17 protein-coding genes are annotated in these 19,867 nt (G+C 50.4%); 13 read left to right on the top strand and 4 right to left on the bottom strand.

Translation table 11 applies throughout. The features are described 5' to 3' along the window. Positions 1–3 precede the first annotated feature (3 nt). From murD to TERTU_RS13455, 13 genes are all read left to right on the top strand, one after another. Complete coding sequence (gene murD, locus TERTU_RS13515; protein ID WP_015818286.1) at positions 4–1,365, top strand: UDP-N-acetylmuramoyl-L-alanine--D-glutamate ligase; 1,362 nt, start codon at positions 4–6, stop codon at positions 1,363–1,365. Further along, a complete protein-coding gene (gene ftsW, locus TERTU_RS13510; protein ID WP_015818768.1) occupies positions 1,362–2,501 on the top strand; it encodes a putative lipid II flippase FtsW in 1,140 nt (379 codons plus the stop codon). The genes murD and ftsW overlap by 4 nt, the downstream gene beginning before the upstream one ends. Continuing rightward, positions 2,494–3,615 carry an undecaprenyldiphospho-muramoylpentapeptide beta-N-acetylglucosaminyltransferase gene (murG, locus tag TERTU_RS13505; RefSeq protein ID WP_266352071.1) on the top strand — a complete coding sequence of 374 codons (1,122 nt, stop codon included), beginning with the start codon at positions 2,494–2,496 and terminating at the stop codon, positions 3,613–3,615. Before ftsW ends, murG begins: the two co-directional genes overlap by 8 nt. 2 nt (positions 3,616–3,617) lie before the next feature. Continuing rightward, a complete protein-coding gene (murC, locus tag TERTU_RS13500) occupies positions 3,618–5,039 on the top strand; it encodes a UDP-N-acetylmuramate--L-alanine ligase (protein WP_015818500.1) in 1,422 nt (473 codons plus the stop codon). A 26-nt stretch (positions 5,040–5,065) separates the two neighbouring features. Next, a complete protein-coding gene (locus tag TERTU_RS13495) occupies positions 5,066–6,019 on the top strand; it encodes a D-alanine--D-alanine ligase (protein ID WP_015819204.1) in 954 nt (317 codons plus the stop codon). A 2-nt stretch (positions 6,020–6,021) separates the two neighbouring features. Further along, complete coding sequence (locus tag TERTU_RS13490; RefSeq protein WP_015819690.1) at positions 6,022–6,903, top strand: cell division protein FtsQ/DivIB; 882 nt, start codon at positions 6,022–6,024, stop codon at positions 6,901–6,903. 47 nt (positions 6,904–6,950) lie between these two features. Continuing rightward, the gene (gene ftsA / locus TERTU_RS13485) at positions 6,951–8,177 is read left to right on the top strand and encodes a cell division protein FtsA (protein ID WP_015818532.1); all 1,227 of its coding nucleotides are present in this window, start codon (positions 6,951–6,953) and stop codon (positions 8,175–8,177) included. A 56-nt stretch (positions 8,178–8,233) separates the two neighbouring features. Beyond that, the gene (ftsZ, locus tag TERTU_RS13480; RefSeq protein WP_015819585.1) at positions 8,234–9,403 is read left to right on the top strand and encodes a cell division protein FtsZ; all 1,170 of its coding nucleotides are present in this window, start codon (positions 8,234–8,236) and stop codon (positions 9,401–9,403) included. Positions 9,404–9,837: 434 nt separating this feature from the next. Continuing rightward, positions 9,838–10,749, top strand: coding sequence for a UDP-3-O-acyl-N-acetylglucosamine deacetylase (gene lpxC / locus TERTU_RS13475; RefSeq protein ID WP_015819010.1), 912 nt, complete (start codon positions 9,838–9,840; stop codon positions 10,747–10,749). Positions 10,750–10,990: 241 nt separating this feature from the next. Next, the gene (locus TERTU_RS13470) at positions 10,991–11,923 is read left to right on the top strand and encodes a M23 family metallopeptidase (RefSeq protein ID WP_015818733.1); all 933 of its coding nucleotides are present in this window, start codon (positions 10,991–10,993) and stop codon (positions 11,921–11,923) included. Positions 11,924–12,021: 98 nt separating this feature from the next. After that, positions 12,022–14,757 carry a preprotein translocase subunit SecA gene (secA, locus tag TERTU_RS13465; RefSeq protein WP_015818110.1) on the top strand — a complete coding sequence of 912 codons (2,736 nt, stop codon included), beginning with the start codon at positions 12,022–12,024 and terminating at the stop codon, positions 14,755–14,757. Between the two features lie 58 nt (positions 14,758–14,815). After that, on the top strand, positions 14,816–16,033 hold the full coding sequence (gene argJ, locus TERTU_RS13460) for a bifunctional glutamate N-acetyltransferase/amino-acid acetyltransferase ArgJ (RefSeq protein ID WP_015817188.1): 1,218 nt from the start codon (positions 14,816–14,818) through the stop codon (positions 16,031–16,033). After that, positions 16,014–16,973, top strand: coding sequence for a Nudix family hydrolase (locus TERTU_RS13455; protein WP_015817365.1), 960 nt, complete (start codon positions 16,014–16,016; stop codon positions 16,971–16,973). Before argJ ends, TERTU_RS13455 begins: the two co-directional genes overlap by 20 nt. On the opposite strand, the gene yacG is transcribed toward TERTU_RS13455, so the two are convergent. From yacG to TERTU_RS13435, 4 genes are read right to left on the bottom strand one after another with little or no spacing between them, the layout of a single operon-like run. After that, positions 16,967–17,167 (bottom strand): DNA gyrase inhibitor YacG, encoded by a 201-nt coding sequence (yacG, locus tag TERTU_RS13450; protein ID WP_015820058.1) that lies wholly within the window; start codon positions 17,165–17,167, stop codon positions 16,967–16,969. The genes TERTU_RS13455 and yacG overlap by 7 nt on opposite strands. Further along, positions 17,157–17,765 carry a dephospho-CoA kinase gene (gene coaE / locus TERTU_RS13445; RefSeq protein WP_015819115.1) on the bottom strand — a complete coding sequence of 203 codons (609 nt, stop codon included), beginning with the start codon at positions 17,763–17,765 and terminating at the stop codon, positions 17,157–17,159. The genes yacG and coaE overlap by 11 nt, the downstream gene beginning before the upstream one ends. Further along, positions 17,765–18,649, bottom strand: coding sequence for a prepilin peptidase (locus TERTU_RS13440; protein ID WP_015817013.1), 885 nt, complete (start codon positions 18,647–18,649; stop codon positions 17,765–17,767). Before TERTU_RS13440 ends, coaE begins: the two co-directional genes overlap by 1 nt. Beyond that, positions 18,650–19,864 carry a type II secretion system F family protein gene (locus tag TERTU_RS13435; RefSeq protein WP_015819548.1) on the bottom strand — a complete coding sequence of 405 codons (1,215 nt, stop codon included), beginning with the start codon at positions 19,862–19,864 and terminating at the stop codon, positions 18,650–18,652. It abuts the gene before it with no gap. Positions 19,865–19,867 lie beyond the last annotated feature (3 nt).

Here is a 19,867-nt window from a genome sequence, read left to right as displayed (position 1 = left end):
CATATGAACGGTCTGTTGGCAAGTGATAAATATGTGGTGATAGTGGGGCTCGGTGCAACCGGGCTTTCTGTCGCCCGTTATTTACACCTGCGTGGGGAACGTTTTTCAGTAGTGGATACTAGAGAGCACCCGCCTGGGGCCGACGAACTCATGGCGCTGAACAATAAAGTGGACCATCACTTCGGCGCAGTTGAGCAACCCCAGATAGATCTGTTGTTAAACGCAGCTGAGATCGTGTTGAGCCCGGGCGTCGACAGACGCACTGACTTTATACAGGCCGCGCTTAAAAACAACATTTCTATTGTTGGCGATATCGAACTGTTTTTGCGAGAAGTCCAAGTGCCTGTTGTGGGTATTACCGGCTCGAACGGAAAATCGACGGTTACCGCGTTGATGGCGGCGGTAGGCGCAAAAGCGGGTTTTAAAACCTGTGCAGCCGGAAATATAGGATTACCGGTGTTAGATGCGCTTCAGGAAAACGCAGAGCTTTACATATTGGAGCTTTCCAGTTTTCAGCTTGAAAGCGTCAGTCGGCCTGGGCTAACGGTCGCTTGTATGCTTAATGTTAGCGAAGATCATATGGATCGCTACAACCGTTTCGTCGATTACTGCATGGCAAAACAGCGTATTTATTTTGGTGCACAAAATGTTGTTTATAACATCGACGATAAATTAACCCAGCCACCTATAGTTGACGGGGTCGCTCGGCGCGGATTCAGTTTGAGCAAGCCCATAGAAGAAGGCGAAAGTGCGTTCTACTTTTCTGCCGATACCGGGAATCTGTGCGCGGCTAAAGATAATCTTATAAATATCGACCAAATAAAAATATTTGGTCGTCACAATGTCGCTAATGTGTTGGCGGTGTTTGCAATGGCTGACGCATTGAACATTACGCGCGCGGCCACTTGCGCTGCCGTGCAGGAATTCAGTGGTCTTGACCACCGATGTCAGTGGGTTGCAAAAAAACGTGGCGTTACATTTATTAATGATTCCAAGGCGACCAATGTTGGCGCAGCTCAGGCGGCGATTGCTGGCTTGTCAGCCAGCTTCAAGCGGATCTTGTTGATTGCAGGTGGCGATGGGAAAGACGCAAATTTTTTCAGCTTCGGCAAGCTGGTTGATGCTCATGTTGCAGTTCTCATATTGATGGGTCGCGACGCGGGGGCCATTGCTGATTGTGTTTCCGACACTACACCGGTAGTGCAGGCACAAACGATGACAGAAGCCGTGGAAGTTGCGTTTTCTTCGGCGGAGGAGGGCGATTTGGTTCTACTATCACCTGCCTGTGCGAGCTTCGATATGTTTGCTGGATTTGAAGACAGGGGGCGACAATTTGCCGCTGCCGTGGAGGGATTAACGGAGTGATTTCGCAAGCATTGGCAAGTATTTCTGTTGAAAATACGACGATGGATCGCAGCCTCATTGCCGCAGCCGCACTCCTGTTGAGCGTAGGCATGGTTATGGTCGCATCAAGTTCTATGGACTTTGCCTTTGCGACTTATGGCGACCCTTGGTTTTTTGTTAAGAAACAATGCCTGTTTTTGTGTGTTGGCATCTTGGGCGGAGCAATAATCGCATCTGTACCCACCGATATCTGGCAAAAATATGCTGGCGTACTGTTATTGGTAGGGCTGGTTTTGTTGCTTGCGGTTCTGGTGCCGGGAATTGGGAAGGTGGTAAACGGGAGTCGGCGTTGGTTGGATTTAGGTCCAGTCGGTATTCAAGCCTCGGAACTGGCGAAGTTTTGTTTCATTATTTATTTTGCGAGCTACCTGGCACGCAAAAATGAAGAGGTTAAAGCACGCTGGGCTGGATTTTTCAAAATGGTAATGGTGTTGGGGCTTGCGGCAATTTTACTGTTGGCTGAACCCGACTTTGGCAGTGCTGTGGTGTTGAGTATGACACTCTCGTGCATGATGTTTGTCGCAGGTATTCCGGTATTTCGCTTTGCCATAATTGCGCTGTTTGGCGTGGCGAGTATGTTTGCGTTGGCCTATTTGTCCCCCTACCGATGGGAGCGCATTGTCGCATTTATGGACCCTTGGTCACGTCAGTTTGATAGCGGATATCAGTTGGTGCAGTCGTTGATTGCATTTGGGAGAGGGGAGTGGTTCGGCGCGGGTTTAGGTAATAGCTTACAAAAATTATTTTTCCTGCCCGAGGCCCACACGGACTTTATATTTGCCATCTATGCAGAAGAGTTTGGTTTTGTCGGAGCCATATTATTGGTAGTCCTTTACGGTTTCTTCGTATGGCGTATGATCGCGCTCGCCAGAATAGCACTGAGTAGACAAAAGCTGTTTAGCGGGTTTTTGGTATTCGGCATTGCGGGGATGTTTGCCATGCAGGCGTTTATCAATATGGGCGTCGCTTCTGGGTTATTGCCTACAAAAGGTTTGACGTTACCGTTGATAAGTTACGGCGGAAGCAGCCTGCTGATTTGCTGTTTGCTTATTGCGCTCGTATTTCGAGTTTCCTGGGAGGAAAGCGAAATTGAGTAACTCAAGGGTGCTGATAATGGCTGGCGGAACCGGGGGGCATATATTCCCAGGGCTGGCGCTTGCAGCGGAGCTACAAGCGCGAGGCGTGTCTGTCGAGTGGCTGGGTACCCGTCGTGGGTTGGAGTCGCGATTGGTGCGCGATGCGGGTATCGCGTTGCACTTTATTGATATAGAGGGGGTTCGTGGTCGCGGCCCTGCGGCTTTATTAAAAGCACCATTTTTAGTGCTGATGGCGATTATTCAAGCAGCGAAAGTTATTCGTCAATTTAATCCAGCGGTCATCGTTGGTTTGGGTGGGTTTGTGGCCGGGCCTGGCGGTGCTGCTGCAAAATTATTAGGTAGGCCTTTAGTGATTCACGAGCAAAATGCGATCGCTGGTACGACCAATAAACTCTTATCACGCATTGCGGATCGCGTGTTATCCGCGTTTCCAAATGTGTTTGCCAAAGCAGAAGTGATAGGTAACCCCGTACGCCGGGAGATTGCGGAAATCAGTGAGCCAAAAACGCGCTTCTCGGCGTCGCCTGATCAGCTGAATGTTTTGGTTTTAGGAGGCAGTCGGGGCGCCAGAGCAATAAATCAGCTAATGCCTGAAGCGCTGAGTAAGGTTTTTTCATTAAGTGCTACGCAGTGTGCAGCTAAAATTTCTGTGCTTCATCAGACAGGTGATGCACTGGTCGACGAAACGCTCGAAGCCTATAACCTTCACAAAATTGAGTTGGGTGATCAGGTGCAAGTGACGGCTTTTGTGGACGATATGGCCGCAAAGCTCACTTGGGCAAATTTGGTTATTTGTCGCAGTGGTGCGTTGACGGTGTCAGAGTTGGCTGCGGCAGGAGTGGCGTCTTTGTTGGTGCCGTTTCCGTACGCGATCGATGATCATCAGACAGTTAATGGGCAATTTCTGGTAGGTGCGGGCGCTGCGAAAATGTGGCAACAGAGTGAGCTCTCCGCAGATACTCTCGCGGCCCAAATTATTGAATTTTCCGAAAGGCCAGAGGCGCTATTGCAAATGGCTGAACATGCGCGAGCGGAGGCAAAACCAGAGGCAACGGCGCGTTTTGCGGACGTTTGTCAAACATTTATCGTCTCTGAGCTAGTGGGAAAGGTTTAGTTATGCAGCAACCAGACATCCATTTTATTCCTGAAATGCGACGTATCAGGCGAATCCACTTTGTTGGTGTAGGCGGCGCAGGCATGAGCGGAATAGCGGAAGTTTTGCACAACCAAGGTTATCTTATTTCCGGCTCGGATTTGCGCGAATCAGATGTTACTCGTCGATTGTCTGCGATGGGCATGACAATTTATGTTGGGCATCATGCAAAAAATGTCCATGGCGTAGACGTCGTGGTCAATTCGAGTGCCGTTGATGAAGCTAACCCAGAATTGTTAGAAGCTAGGCAGCAGCGTATACCAGTCGTGCGTCGAGCGGAGATGCTGGGTGAGCTGATGCGTTATCGCCACGGTATTGCGGTTGCAGGTACTCACGGTAAAACCACGACGACAAGCCTGATTGCAAGTATTTTTGCGGAGGGCGACAAAGACCCCACTTTTGTTATAGGCGGCCTGTTAAATAGCGCAGGTACCAATGCAGCGCTGGGTGCAAGCCGTTATTTGGTGGCAGAAGCGGATGAGAGCGATGCATCATTTTTACATTTGCAGCCAATGGTTGCGGTTGTGACCAATATCGATGCGGACCACATGGATACTTATGGGGGCGACTTCGGCACACTGAAAAAAACGTTCGTCGAGTTTTTGCACAACTTGCCGTTCTATGGTGTCGCAGTCATGTGCGGCGATGATCCCGTGATCACTAGTTTGATTCCGGATATAGCAAGAACGGTAATTACTTATGGTTTTTCTGAAGACTGTGACTTTAAAGCGTACGACGTGAAGCAGGAATCGGGTAAACAGCGGTTTAAAATTAAACGCCCAGAGGGCGAACCGCTTGATATTTATTTGAATATGCCGGGTCAGCACAATGTATTAAATGCGACCGCGGCGGTTGCCGTTGCAACTGATGAAGGCATAGACGATATCGCAATTCAGCAAGGCCTTGCTCAATTCATGGGGGTGGGGCGTAGATTCCAAATTTATGGTGACTACCCGTTACCACAAGGTGGTTCGGTCATGCTGGTAGATGATTATGGTCATCACCCGCGCGAGGTTGCAGCGACTATTCGCGCAGTACGAGATAGCTGGCCCGACCGTCGGTTATTTATGGTTTATCAACCACACCGTTATACGCGTACGCGAGATCTCTATGAAGATTTTGTGGAGGTTTTATCGAGTGTTGATCAGCTGGTGCTACTGGAAGTGTATGCGGCAGGAGAAGAGCCCATTCCAGGCGCAGACGGCAGGCATTTAAGTCGCACAATACGTACGCGCGGGCTGGTAGATCCGATATTTGTTGAAGGTATCGAAGGTGTCCCCGCTGTTGTCAAAGATCTGGTGAAGCCGGGGGATATTATTATCACCCAGGGAGCGGGAAATGTTGGCAGCCTGGCGCCGACACTAGCAAAGAAAAAATTTGCCTAATTGTGAGCGGAGAATTTGACGTGACGATGTACCAGCCGGGATTTAAAAATTTTGTAAATTCTGGAAAAAGTTTCGGAAAAGTTGCAGTGCTTTACGGGGGAACTTCTGCCGAACGAGATGTTTCGTTAAAAAGCGGGCGCGCGGTAGCGAATGGTTTGCGCGAACAGGGTATTGATATTTTAGAGCTGGATATTGGCAACCAAGGTGTTGCGCAAATTTTGGCTGCAACATTTGATCGTGCTTTTATCGCATTACATGGGGAAGGTGGTGAAGACGGGAAGGTGCAGGCGTTGTTGCAACTGCTTGGAATCCCTTTTACAGGCAGCTTGCACACAGCGTCTGCTATCGCGATGGATAAACTAAAAACCAAACAAATTTGGTTGAGCGCAAGCTTACCAACTCCGGATTATCGGGTATTGCAATCGTCCGATGATTTTGCGGCTTGCTTGCAAGCACTTGGAGGGTCTGTATTTGTGAAGCCTGTACACGAAGGCTCAAGTATTGGTATGACCTGTGCTAATAATAAAGAAGAGTTGAAGGCGGCTTTTGAAGCGGCGGAAAAATTTGATAGCGAAGTGTTTGCAGAGTCAACCGTAGTGGGGCGTGAATTTACAGTTGCTATTCTAGGTGAAACGGTGCTGCCCCCAATTGAGTTGTTACCGAGTAACCGATTCTATGACTACGACGCGAAATATATTTCTAATGAAACCCGCTACCTTTGCCCCTGTAACTTAACGCCGGATAAAAACAAAGAATTGTGTGAGCTCGCGTTAAAGTCATTCAAAATGATCGGATGTTCGGGGTGGGGCCGCGTAGATGCACTGCAGGACGAAGCAGGTAATTTTCACTTGCTTGAAGTGAACACGGTGCCGGGAATGACTGATCACAGTTTGGTTCCGATGGCTGCGCGAGCAGTAGGATTAAACTTTAGCGAACTGGTGGCAGAAATTCTTTACATTTCGACCTTGGGTGCACGGTAGAAATGAAAGATATGAAACCCGGGACTCGCGCGCAGAAGGCCAAAGCGGATAAAAATAAAACCGGAGGTGGACGGGCTAAGGCTGCAACAAGAGGCGCGAGTTCAAAGTCGCGTGTGCGGCCTAGCAAGGAACCGCGAAACTGGCGTGCTTTTTTTTGGCCGTTGCGTTTTTTGGTGATGCTTGCGTTTCTTGGCGTGCTGGTTTTTGGTGTGAATTGGTCTAAAGGCCTGCACAAAATACAAACTATGGTTAATCGGCCTGTGTCCAGTATTTCAATGAAAGGCGAGTTTAGTCACTTAACTAAAGATTATCTGCAGCAGGTGGTTGTAAAGCAGATGAACGGTGATTTCGTTGACCTCGACTTGCGGTCTATGAGGGCTGCGTTAGAGGCTGAGCCCTGGGTACAAACTGCAAATGTTCGCAGGATCTGGCCGGACAGGCTGGAAATTTCCATCCAGGAGCAAAAACCCATTGCGCGATGGGGCAGAGAAGGATTTATTAATGCTCAGGGGCGATTGATCGACGTAGAGAACAACTCCACATTGGCAGGGTTGCCGGTGTTTTATGGCCCACGATCTAAAAGCAACGAAATCGCGCAAACATATTTGGCAACCGCCGAAATTTTATCGGCATCAGGTTTTGGCTTGATGGGCATACAAGTCGATGAAACACTTTCATGGCGAATTTATCTGACGGATAATGTGGAAATAATTATTGGTCAATATGACGTGCTTGAAAAACTTAATAATTTTTTACTGGTATATCAGAACAATTTAGAAGAGAAAAAGGATCAGTTGGCTCGAGTGGATATGCGTTATGATCACGGAATGGCCGTTTCCTGGAAACCAAAACCAGATGTGCCACAATTACAAGCGAGTCGATAATGAATGTTGCGTTGGAACGAATGAGTCAGCTTAGGGCGGGTAAATAAATGGCGCATGCAAATAGTGGACGTATGATTGTCGGCTTGGATATAGGGACATCCAAAGTCGTTGCCATTGTCGGAGAAATTTCGCCCGAAGGTGATCTTGCGGTCGTCGGTATAGGCTCACATAAATCTGTGGGCATGAAAAAAGGTGTGGTCGTCAATATCGAGTCTACCGTGCAATCGATTCAACGAGCAGTCGAAGAGGCGGAACTCATGGCTGGCTGCGAAATACATTCTGTATATGTTGGAATTGCCGGTAGCCATATTCGCAGCCTGAACTCACACGGCATAGTCGCGATAAAAGATCGTGAGGTATTTCCTCAGGATCTGGATCGGGTCATCGATGCTGCGCAGGCAGTGGCCATTCCTGCGGATCAAAAAATACTTCATATATTGCCGCAGGAATATTTGATCGATGACCAGGAAGGTGTAAAAGAACCTCTGGGGATGTCCGGGGTGCGCCTTGAAGCTAAGGTTCACCTGGTTACCTGCGCTGTCAACGCTGCCCAAAATATTGAGAAATGTATCCGTCGTTGTGGGTTGGAGGTTGAGGACGTCATTCTGGAGCAGCTGGCTTCCAGCTACTCGGTGTTGACCGATGATGAAAAAGAATTAGGTGTTTGCCTGGTTGATATTGGCGGTGGCACTACAGATATTGCGATTTTTACTGAGGGTGCAATTCGTCACACAGGTGTGATTCCTATCGCCGGTGACCAGGTGACGAATGATATTGCTATGGCGCTGCGCACTCCGACGCAACACGCGGAAGAAATCAAAATTAAATATGCGTGCGCATTGGCCAAGCTGACCGGCGCCGAGGAAACAATAAAAGTACCCAGTGTGGGTGATCGCCCTGCGAGGAATTTATCGCGGCAGGCGCTGGCGGAAGTCGTGGAGCCACGGTACGACGAATTGTTTACTCTCGTGCAAGCAGAGCTGCGTCGCAGTGGTTTCGAAGATTTGGTCGCCGCTGGCATTGTGTTGACCGGCGGCACGTCGAAAATGGAAGGGGTTGTTGAACTGGCAGAGGAAATTTTCCATATGCCGGTTCGACTTGGTGCACCCACCAATATTAAAGGTTTAAAAGATATTGTAGATAACCCGATTTATTCAACTGGCGTTGGGCTGTTGCTATACGGTATGCAGCAATCGGGAGAGTCTGTATTCAGCCAGGAGCCTCGCGCGAGCTTTTTTAGCCGCATGAAGTCCTGGTTTAACAAGAATCTTTAGTGGCAGAGCTATGCTACTGAGTGTTTTAGTCAAAAGGGGAAAAGAGGGGAACTCTTATGTTTGAATTAGTTGATAGCATTCCGCAAAACGCAGTAATTAAAGTTGTTGGTGTGGGTGGTGGCGGCGGAAACGCAGTCAAGCACATGATTTCCAATGCCGTAGACGGTGTTGAGTTTATCTGTGCAAATACTGATGCTCAGGCGCTCAAAGATGTTGATGCGCGAACTGTGCTGCAGTTAGGCCACGGTATTACCAAAGGGTTGGGCGCTGGCGCAAATCCGGATATCGGTCGACAGGCTGCGATGGAAGATCGTGAGCGTATTACAGAAGTGCTGCAAGGTGCAGATATGGTGTTTATCACCGCCGGTATGGGTGGTGGTACTGGAACTGGTGGTGCGCCTGTGGTTGCAGAGATCGCCAAAGAGTTGGGTATCCTCACCGTGGCAATTGTTACCAAGCCTTTTCCATTTGAAGGTCGCAAGCGCATGAAGATTGCCGATGAGGGGATCAAGCAGCTTCAGGATCGCGTGGATTCTTTGATCACTATTCCTAACGAGAAGTTATTGGCGGTGCTCGGTAAGGCCACAACATTACTTGACGCGTTCAAAGCTGCGAATGATGTACTGCTGGGCGCTGTTCAGGGGATTGCAGATTTGATTATTCGCCCTGGCATGATCAACGTTGATTTCGCTGATGTGCGAACAGTGATGTCAGAGATGGGTATGGCGATGATGGGAAGCGGAACCGCAGCGGGTGAAAACCGCGCTCGCGAAGCTGCTGAAGCGGCCATCCGCAGTCCCCTGCTTGAAGATATTAATTTACAGGGTGCGCGCGGTATCCTGGTGAACATCACCGCAGGTATGGATCTGAGCCTGGGCGAGTTTACGGAAGTTGGCGATACCATCGAAGAGTTTGCCTCTCACGACGCGACTGTTGTGGTAGGTACTGTGATCGATCCAGAAATGAACAACGAACTGCGGGTAACGGTGGTCGCAACTGGTCTGGGTGCTGAAGTGAGAGCAGAAAAGCCTACGCCTGCAAAGGTAGTGGACAACACTCGCACAGCGGACGGCCGTCCAAACTATTCTGCGCTCGATAAGCCAACGGTAATTCGTAACACCAAAACGGCTGCAAGCTCTGCTGCTGCAGTTGCACAGCTCGAAGAGGCAGATAAAAACCTGGAATACCTGGACATTCCTGCGTTTTTGCGACGTCAGGTCGACTAACTAAGCGCTGCGCTTAATTAGAGTGTGCGCTAACCCCGCACGCTCACCCGTTTTGCAGACGGAGATGGAGCAGAAGATTCCAGAGGGAAGGCGTTTTGAGTTTCCCCCTCAACTTGCCGCTCTGGACATAGCACATGGATGTACGCCTTCCTGCTCCGGTATCTCACGGGTAAATGGGAACTTTTAGCCCCATCTCTCGTCTGTAAATTTGAACTTGTACGCAATTTTTTACTTGAAATTAGGCGTTTGCGAACCGATCAAGGATCATGTGAGCCAGTATTTTGAACCACATGCGACTTAGTAAATTCGTTTAATAACGACCTTTAGTAGTTCAGCGTTGCGTGTGGGCAAAAAATGCACAGAACATTTGGTTTTGCGGTCAGCACTCTGCTATGATGCGCGCCGCTTTCGAGCCCCTTTTTGAGACTGCATGAATGATCAAACAACGTACGTTGAAGAATGAAATCCGAGCAACCGGCGTAGGCCTGCACACCGGCCAAAAGGTTTACCTGACCTTGCGCCCAGCCCCAATTGATGCGGGCATCGTATTTCGTCGCGTGGATCTCAGCCCTGCAGTCGATATTCCCGCTCACGCGGAAAACGTTGGTGATACCACGCTTTCTACCACTCTGGTCAACGGCGATGTGCGAGTTTCAACGGTAGAGCACCTCATGTCCGCAATGGCGGGTCTGGGTATCGATAACGCCATTGTTGAGGTGAGTGCTGACGAAGTGCCCATTATGGATGGTAGCGCCGGGCCGTTTGTTTTTCTGATTCAGTCGGCGGGTATCCAAGAGCAGAATGCGCCCAAGAAATTCATCCGAATCAAGAAGAAAGTTGTGGTGAAAGACGGCGAAAAAGAGGCCGCTTTTTATCCGTTCAACGGCTTTAAGGTCTCTTTTGGCATCGATTTCGATCACCCGGTATTTAAGGGGCGTAAACTTGACGCGACTATCGATTTTTCGAGTACGTCATTCGTCAAAGAAATATCCCGTGCACGCACCTTCGGTTTCATGCATGAGATCGAGTACCTGCGCTCGAAAGGCCTGGTGAAAGGCGGAAGTCTGGACAACGCGGTCGTGGTTGATAAATACCGCATCATGAACGAGGACGGCTTGCGTTACGACGACGAGTTCGTCAAACATAAGGTGCTCGATGCCATCGGTGATCTGTATCTGCTTGGTACCAGCTTAATCGGTGAATACCGGGCCTACAAAAGCGGCCATGGTCTGAATAATCAGGTGTTGCGCGAGCTCATGAAGCGAGAAGACGCCTGGGAGCTGGTAACCTTCGACGAGGAAGAAACCGCTCCAATCTCCTACATTAAGCCATTATTGGCGGTCTAACACGACAGCCTGACTTATGCCAATAGTCGGGCTATCGCTCCAGTTCCTTATAAAGTTAAGTTGGAATTTTGTGGCTGAATATGCCATAGTTCGGCCGTTTCGTCACAAATAGCCAGAGCTGGCAATCCTCAACTTGCAGCCGGGGCGGAAGTGAGCAACTATTCAGGCAGGCAGCTTGATTAAAGTTTGGTCCGGCTGAATTAGCTTGAGGGTTGTGCAGAGTTATTGCGCCAAAAGATTAATGAAGATAATCGTCGTCAGTAAACGTCACGGCAGCACCCGCAGCTTTACGCTGGGCGGGTGGACTCGTGCCCTGTTATCCGCCTGTATGGTGGGTATACCTGTGGGCGCTGTGACTTTGGCTGTGTCACAACACCTCAGCTCGAATTCGTCCGATATCCTCACCGCAGAATCTACCGAAGCCTGGGAAGAAACCCTGGTGGAGCAACAGTCGCAAGTAGAGCGGGCTAAACAGGATTCCGAGCGCAAGCTCGCCGCGTTGACACTCCGCGTAGCAGAACTTCAGGCGCGCCTGGTGCGGCTGGATGCTCTCGGTGAGCGACTGACCACTATGGCCAAGCTCGATACCGGCGAGTTCGATTTTGGTCGATCGCCCGCGCGTGGCGGGCCAGAGCAGGATATCGACGAGACGACCTACGCAGCGCCAGATTTCCAGGAAGCACTGGAGCAACTGGGTGCTCAGATAGAAGACCGGCAGCAGCAGTTGGATACGCTCGAAGCTCTCCTTGCCAAGCGCAAGCTGCAGAACGATGTCTTTCTCGCTGGCAGACCTATTAAAAAAGGCTGGATGTCGTCACGCTATGGTCGTCGCAGTGACCCGTTCACTGGGCGAATTGCCTGGCATGCGGGTGTTGATTTCGCCGGCAAAGAAGGTTCGGATATCATTGCTGTGGCATCCGGCGTGGTTACCTGGTCTGGCGAGCGTTACGGTTATGGCCAGATGGTGGAGGTTAACCACGGTAATGGCTTTTCCACCCGTTATGCGCACTGTAAGGAAAACCTGGTTAAGGTTGGCGACGTAATCAAGAAGGGCCAGGTTGTCGCGCTAATGGGCTCAAGCGGCCGCTCCACGGGCCCTCATGTTCATTTCGAAGTCTACAAAAATGGTCGTACCGTCGACCCGGCAACCTATATTCATCGGGCCAGTCGTTAAGTTTTCTTCTTCTCTCCGGCGTTTACGCCTGCTCAAAACACTTCATATTTATTAGATAAATACGTAGGGCGCATGCCCCTCCAATAGTTGGATTTTCTATGATAGGCAAACTCTTCCGGGCCGTATTTGGCTCGAAAAACGATCGTGAGTTGAAAAGAATGGGTAAATTGGTGCGTAAAATTAACGCGCTGGAACCCGAATTTGAACCGTTGGACGACACCCAATTAAAGGCGAAGACGGCCGAGTTTCGCGAGCGTTTTAATAATGGCGAATCGCTAGACCAATTACTGCCTGAGGCTTTCGCCGCCGCGCGGGAGGCGAGTAAACGCGCAATGGGCATGCGTCATTTTGACGTGCAGTTGATTGGCGGCATTACGCTACACGAGGGCAGGATCGCAGAGATGAAAACCGGTGAGGGTAAGACGCTGGTCGCCACTTTGGCCGCGTACCTCAACGGTATTCCTGGTAAAGGTGTTCATATCGTTACGGTGAACGATTATTTGGCGAGACGCGATGCGAACTGGATGAGGCCGGTGTATGAGGCACTGGGAATGACAGTGGGATCTATCGTGTCCATGCAAGACCCCGCCGAAAAACGCGAGGCCTACGCAGCAGATATTACTTACGGAACCAACAACGAATACGGTTTTGATTATCTGCGCGATAATATGGCGCTGCGGAAAGAAGATCGTATGCAGCGACCACTGGCATACGCTGTTGTTGACGAGGTGGACTCGATCCTGATCGATGAGGCGCGTACGCCTCTTATTATTTCCGGTGCGGCCGAAGATAGCTCAGTACTTTATCAGGCGATAAACAAGCTGATTCCTTCATTAAAACGCCAACCGGAGGCGCCGGAAGGCGAAGAGCCGACTGAGCTGGGCCACTTCACTATTGATGAAAAAATGCGCTCAATTGAGCTTACCGAAGACGGTCATCAACTGGTGGAAGAGTTACTGATAAAAAATGGTTTGCTCGGTGAAAACGACAGCTTGTACCACGCATCCAACCTGAGCTTGCTGCACCACATTTTGTCCGGTTTGCGTGCGCATCACCTGTACCACAAAAACGTGGAATACATCGTTCAAAACGGGCAGGTGGTGCTGATTGACGAACATACCGGCCGCACCATGCCGGGTCGCCGGCTGTCTGAAGGTTTGCATCAGGCTATTGAGGCGAAAGAAGGTGTGGCGATTCAGGCGGAAAGCCAAACCATGGCATCCACCACCTTTCAGAACTATTTCCGTATCTACGACAAGCTTGCCGGAATGACCGGCACTGCCGACACTGAAGCGTTCGAATTTCGTCAGATTTACGGGTTGGACGTGGTGGTTATTCCGACCAATCGACCGGTTGCGCGTAAAGATCTGAATGATCTGATTTTCCTGAGTGTGGAAGATAAGTATGACGCGATTATCGAGGATGTGAACGAATTCCGGGGCAAGAACGCACCCGTACTGGTGGGTACAGCGTCGGTTGAAACCTCGGAAGAAATGTCTAAACGGCTGACGGAAGCGGGCATCGCGCACGAAGTACTTAACGCGAAACAGCATGAGCGTGAAGCAGATATCATCGCGCAAGCAGGTCGTCCAGGTGCGGTAACTATCGCAACCAACATGGCTGGACGTGGTACCGATATCGTTTTGGGCGGTAAGTGGCAAGCGGAAATCGATAAGCTCGAGAATCCCACCGAAGAACAGATTGCAGCCATTAAAGAGGATTGGAAAAAACGCCACGAAATTGTCCTTGAGGCAGGCGGGCTGCATATTATTGGTACCGAGCGCCACGAATCCCGTCGTATCGACAACCAGTTACGTGGCCGTGCGGGTCGTCAGGGCGATCCGGGTTTGTCCCGGTTCTATCTGTCGCTGGAAGATAATCTGATGCGCATTTTTGCCTCTGATCGCATGCGCGCGATTATGCAAACGCTGGGCATGGAAAAGGGCGAAGCGATCGAGCACCGAATGGTGACCAATGCAATCGAAAAAGCGCAGCGCAAGGTTGAAGGTCGTAACTTTGATTACCGCAAGCAGCTGCTCGAATATGACGATGTTGCCAATGATCAGCGTCGCGTAGTCTACGCCCAGCGTAATGAGCTGCTTGAAGCGGACGACATCGAAGAGGCGATTCACGGTATTCGCGAGGATGTGATCGCCGCACAACTGGAGAGTTTCGTTCCTCCGCAAAGCGTGGAGGAGCAGTGGGACATTAAAGGCCTGGAGCAGACGCTGTTAAACGATTACGGAGTGTCCGTGCCCCTGCAGCAGTGGCTGGACGAAGACAGTAAAATGGATGAAGAGGGGCTGCGCACCAAGCTCACAGAAGTGATGGATGAGATTTACGCGCGTAAATGCGAGGCCATTGGCTCCGCTATGCGTACGCTCGAAAAGCAATTAATGTTGCAGGTACTGGATACCCTTTGGAAAGAACATTTACAGAATATGGATGCGCTGCGACAAGGCATTAACCTCCGGGCATACGCGCAGCGAAACCCGAAGCAAGAGTACAAGCGTGAATCATTTACGCTATTCGAAGAGATGTTGCAGAACCTGAAATTCGACCTGACCCGGGTATTGTTCCGTGTGCAGCCTATCAGTGAAGAGCAACTGGCTGAGATGGAGCGCCGCCGTCAGGCGGAAGCCGCTGCCCGTAAGATTCAGTTGCAGCACGAGCAGGTTTCCGGCTTGGAGCCCGAGGCGGGTGAAGCACCCAGCGCAGGCGAGCCGCGATCTGAACAGCCGTATGTCCGCGCAGGAAGAAAAGTAGGGCGCAACGATCCTTGTCCCTGTGGTTCTGGTAAGAAGTTCAAGGCGTGTCACGGTAAATTAGGCTAATTATTGCTGCGCGCAGCTGTTTGCCTGCGCGCTCTTTATAACGGCGGTAGAGACAATTATGGCAGTGGGTGAGTTCGTTCTACCAGACGTGCGTCCGGTAGCTGGTGTACGCTTGGGTGTGTCGGTAGCAGGTATTAAGCAAACGGTAAGGCCCGATTGTGTTTTGATCGCCCTCAACCCGGGAACTCGGGTCGCAGGTGTGTTCACGCAGAATGCATTTTGCGCTGCCCCGGTCACTTTGTGTAGACAGTATATTGGCGATAAATCGCGGTATCTCCTGATCAACTCTGGCAACGCCAATGCGTGTACGGGAGACGCTGGTATGCATGCAGCTCGTCTGACTATGGCTGCAGTAGCTGCCGAAGGCGACGTTGCACCGGAAGCAGTGCTGCCGTTTTCCACAGGCGTTATTGGTAACCTGTTGCCCGCTGAAAAAATAGTGAATCAGGTTCCTTCGCTGTTTGCGGATTTGGCCGAGGACGGCTGGCAGCGTGCGGCGCGAGCGATAATGACAACCGATACACGCCCCAAGCTGGCAAGTAAAACACTCACGATCGCTGAACGAATGGTCACTATCACGGGCATGTCCAAAGGCGCCGGTATGATTAAGCCAAATATGGCCACCATGCTGGGTTTTATCGCGACAGATGCCGTAGTGTCGCAATCACTTCTGGAAGATATCTCTCGTATAGCCGCGAATCAGTCGTTTAACCGCATTACGATTGATGGCGATACTTCAACCAACGACTCCTGCATCCTCATGGCGACTGCAGCAGCGGGCCACCCGGAGATTGTCTCCAGAGATTGTGAAGAGTACGGACTTTTACTTGATGCTGTTTGTGAGATATACCAGTCACTGGCGCAGCAAATTGTACGCGATGGTGAGGGTGCAACGAAATTTGTCACTGTTGAAGTCAAGGGTGGCGCCACTAATAACGAATCTCTTACAGTCGCTTATGCGATTGCCCACTCACCACTGATTAAAACAGCGTTATTCGCTTCCGACCCGAATTGGGGGCGAATTGTCGCGGCTATCGGTTATGCAGATGTACCTGAACTGGATGTATCCAAGGTGAAAGTCTGGTTGGATGAGGTTCAAATTGTTGCTGATGGCGGGTGTGCTGCCGGATATACCGAAGAAGCCGGTCAAGCGGTGTTTAATCAGGCGGAGTTCGCTATTCGGGTAGATCTAGGCCGAGGTGAATGTACCGAAACCATTTGGACTTCGGATCTCTCACACGAATACGTCACCATCAATGCTGAATATCGCACATAAAGTTATACACGTTGCAGTCGGTGTTGTCCGCAATGCCAAAGGCGAGGTACTCATTGCCAAACGCCAAGCCGGGCAGCACCTTGCTGGTTTTTGGGAGTTTCCCGGTGGCAAGGTCGAACAGGGTGAATGCGTAACCACTGCTCTGGCTCGGGAGCTGCGCGAAGAGCTTGGGATTGAGGTTTCCGAAGCACAACCGCTCATCACAATTCCATACGATTACCCAGAAAAACGTGTGTTATTGGACGTTCACGAAGTCACTCAATACAGCGACTCGCCAGTGAGTGGTGAAGGGCAGTCGATTCGCTGGGTCTCTCAGTCTGATCTCCGCGACTACACTTTTCCACCAGCTAACGCACCAATCGTCACTGCCGTTCAATTGCCCGCTGTGTTTTGTATTTCTGGTGAGTTTGAAGGTTTCGCGGCGTTGCGCGACCGGTGTGGCTCTCTACAGTCTCAGGGGATCACCCATATCCAGTTGCGTGCACCGCACCTCGAACCGGCAGAGTATCTACAAGTGTATCGCCGTCTGTCTGGTGAGATTGAAGGGGTTTCGTTATTTGCCAATACGGATTGGCAACATCCCAATGTTTCGCAGGTTGAGCAAATGCCGCGGTACATTCATTTGTCCAGTCGCGTTTTACGCGCGGGCTATAAGCCTGTCGCTGGCGGGGTCATCAGCGCGGCTTGTCACGATGTGGAAGAACTTAAACTGGCTGAACACGCTGGCGCACACTTCGTATTTTTCTCTCCTGTGAAGCCAACTTCAAGTCACCCGAATACGCCTGGTGTTGGTTGGGAAGCATTGCGAGATTTTTGCGCAGTTGCGAAAGTGCCAGTCTATGCACTGGGTGGTTTAAGCGAGTTAGATATCAGCCAGGCGCGGCAGTGCGGAGCGCAGGGAATAGCGGCCATTTCTGCTTTATGGGGCCGCATTCAGTAGCCCTGCGAGTCGTCCTCAGACCAGGCATCACTTTCCAGTGTATTGCCCTCGATCACGTTTTTTTCCGCAGCCCATCCACCAAAATCTATGGTTTTGCAGCGATCGCTGCAAAACGGGCGGTATGGAAAGTCATCGGTCATTAAGACCTGTTTGTCACAGGTAGGGCACTTTACTGCCAGCGTTTTAAAGGTCATTGAGCGTAATATCAGCCAGTTGCAGGTAACGAAGGTGCAACGCGTCTACTTGGTAGAGCGTTTGCTCGAGGCTGCCGGCATTATCGACAATATCGTCTGCATGTTTCAAGCGCTCTGTTCTGGGCAGTTGACTGGCGATGATTTTTTCGATCATCCTGCGGTCTGCATTATCCCGAGCGCTCGCGCGAGTGATTTGCTCAACCACTGGTAGGTCGACAATCAGCACCCGGTTGACGTTGTAGTGGCCAGACTCCAATAACAAAGGGGCAGAAAGAATCGTGTAGGGGCCGGGCGCCGCCTGAATGCGCGCTTCGATCTCAGTACGGATGAGAGGATGGGTTAGAGACTCGAGCCAGCGTCTCTCAGATTCGTTGGAGAATATAATTTTTCTTAGTGCCTGGCGGTCGAGTGAGCCGTTGGCCAGGAGAATCTGCGGGCCAAAATGCGCGGTAATTTTTTTTAGCCCTTCGGAGCCCGGTGCTACCACTTCTCTGGCGATGGTATCTGCGTCAACCACCACTATGCCATGGTGTTCGAACCTTTGTGACACGGTGGTTTTGCCGCTGCCGATACCGCCTGTTAGCCCGACAACGAACACTAGCCGACCTTGGCAAATTGCAGGTAGGCTTGAGTTATCTTGTCACCCCAGAAAAATGCAATCCAACCGGCGATCGCCAAATAGGGCCCGAACGGAATGGGAACGTTCTTGTCTCTTCCCTGAATCAAGATGCCTGCAATCCCAATTACTGCACCCACCAAGGACGAAAGAATGATAACCAGCGGCAGCATTTGCCAACCCATCCAGGCTCCCAGGGCGGCGAGTAATTTAAAGTCGCCGAAGCCCATACCTTCTTTTCCGGTGAGCATTTTAAATACCCAATACACAGACCATAGCGATAGATAGCCGGCGGCGGCGCCGTATAAAGCGCTGTGTAGATCGACAAATAAACCGCCACTGTTGGCCAGAAGCCCCAACCATAACAACGGCAGGGTAATGGTGTCCGGCAGCAGCTTATGGTCGATATCGATCATTGTGAGGGAGATAAGGCACCAGGTGAACACTGCAACCAGTAGCCCCTCAAGCGAAAGCCCGTAGCTATAGAAACAAAATCCCGTTAGCAGACCCGTCGCCAACTCCACAAGCGGATACCTGATCGCGATCGGGCTCTTGCAACTCGCGCAGCGACCCTTCAGCAGGATGTAGCTCAAAATGGGGATGTTTTGCCAGGGTTGAACTTTGGCTTTGCATTTCGGGCAGTGAGACGCAGGGAAAGCGATGTTGAAAGTCGTGGTGGACGTATCCAGCTCTGAATTATTCTCCAGAAACTCCTCGCATTCTCTTTTCCACGATTGGAGCATGGAGAGGGGTAGGCGATAGATCACTACATTGAGGAAGCTACCCACGATCAAGCCAAAGGAAAGGATGAAAAAGATAACGCCCAGCATAAGGCTGGGCGTTTGAAGAAGCTCCGTAATAGGCATCTAAACAACGGATCCTAATTGGAAAATTGGTAGGTACATAGCAACCATCAATCCACCGACCAGAACGCCAAGTACAGCCATAATCATTGGTTCTAGTAGGGAGGTCAAGCTATCTACAAGGTTATCGACGGCTTCTTCGTAGTAGCTGGCGACCTTATCCAGCATTTCGTCTAACGCTCCAGACTCCTCTCCTATTGTGGTCATCTGGACGAGCATGGGTGGAAAAACCTTTGTACTATTTATTGCCACATTCAATTGCGTCCCCGTAGATACCTCTTCTCGAATACGGAGTACCGCAGATTCATAGATCGAATTTCCAGTAGCTCCGGCTACAGAGGACAAAGCATCTATAAGCGGCACGCCCGCAGCAAAGGTTGTGGATAGTGTTCTGGCGAATCTGGCAATGATTGATTGATAAACAATGTTGCCCACCACTGGCACGCGTAAAATTAGTTTATCTAGCGAATCTCTCACAGCTTTGCTTCTCTGTTTGAGTTTGCCAAACAGTACAACGGCACCAATGATTGAAGCTAAGACTACTAACCAATAGTCTTGAGCTAAATTGGACAGGTGCAGAACAAAAAGTGTGAAAGCAGGTAAGTTTGCTCCGAAACTACTGAATGTTTCAGCAAATTGCGGGACGACCTTTACCAGTAGTACGCCGGTCACCACAACTGCTACGACGACAACCGCGATTGGGTAGGTCATTGCTTTTTTAATTTTGGCTTTTAATTGCTCGGTCTTTTCTTTGTAAGTGGCAATTCGATCAAGCATAGTTTCCAGCGCACCGGACTGCTCGCCCGACTCAACTAAATTGCAAAATAGGTCATCAAAATATTTGGGTCTTTTTCTTAGTGAGGCTGCAAAGCCACCGCCTGCGGCTACATCTTCCTTGATATCTAAAATCAGTTCAGCAAGCGTTTTGTTGTCTGCGCCTCCCGCAACAATGTCAAAGCTTTGTACCAGGGGTACGCCCGCTTTCATCATTGTTGCCATTTGACGCGTAAAAAGCGCTATATCCATAGGCTTGATAGGCTTTTTACCTGCGCCGAACAATGCTTTCGGTTTTTTACGTACTGTGTTTGCCCTGATCCCTTGCTTCAGTAGTTGTGCCTTAGCCATAGTGCTGCTCTGACTTGAGACCTCGCCACTGACCTTATTCCCTCGTTTATCGACTCCTTTATATACAAAAAGCTCGGAGCTTGCGGTTGCCATAGG

The sequence above is a fragment of the Teredinibacter turnerae T7901 genome (genome assembly GCF_000023025.1).
Lineage (GTDB): Bacteria > Pseudomonadota > Gammaproteobacteria > Pseudomonadales > Cellvibrionaceae > Teredinibacter > Teredinibacter turnerae_B.
This window is presented reverse-complemented; position numbering and strand designations above follow the sequence as displayed.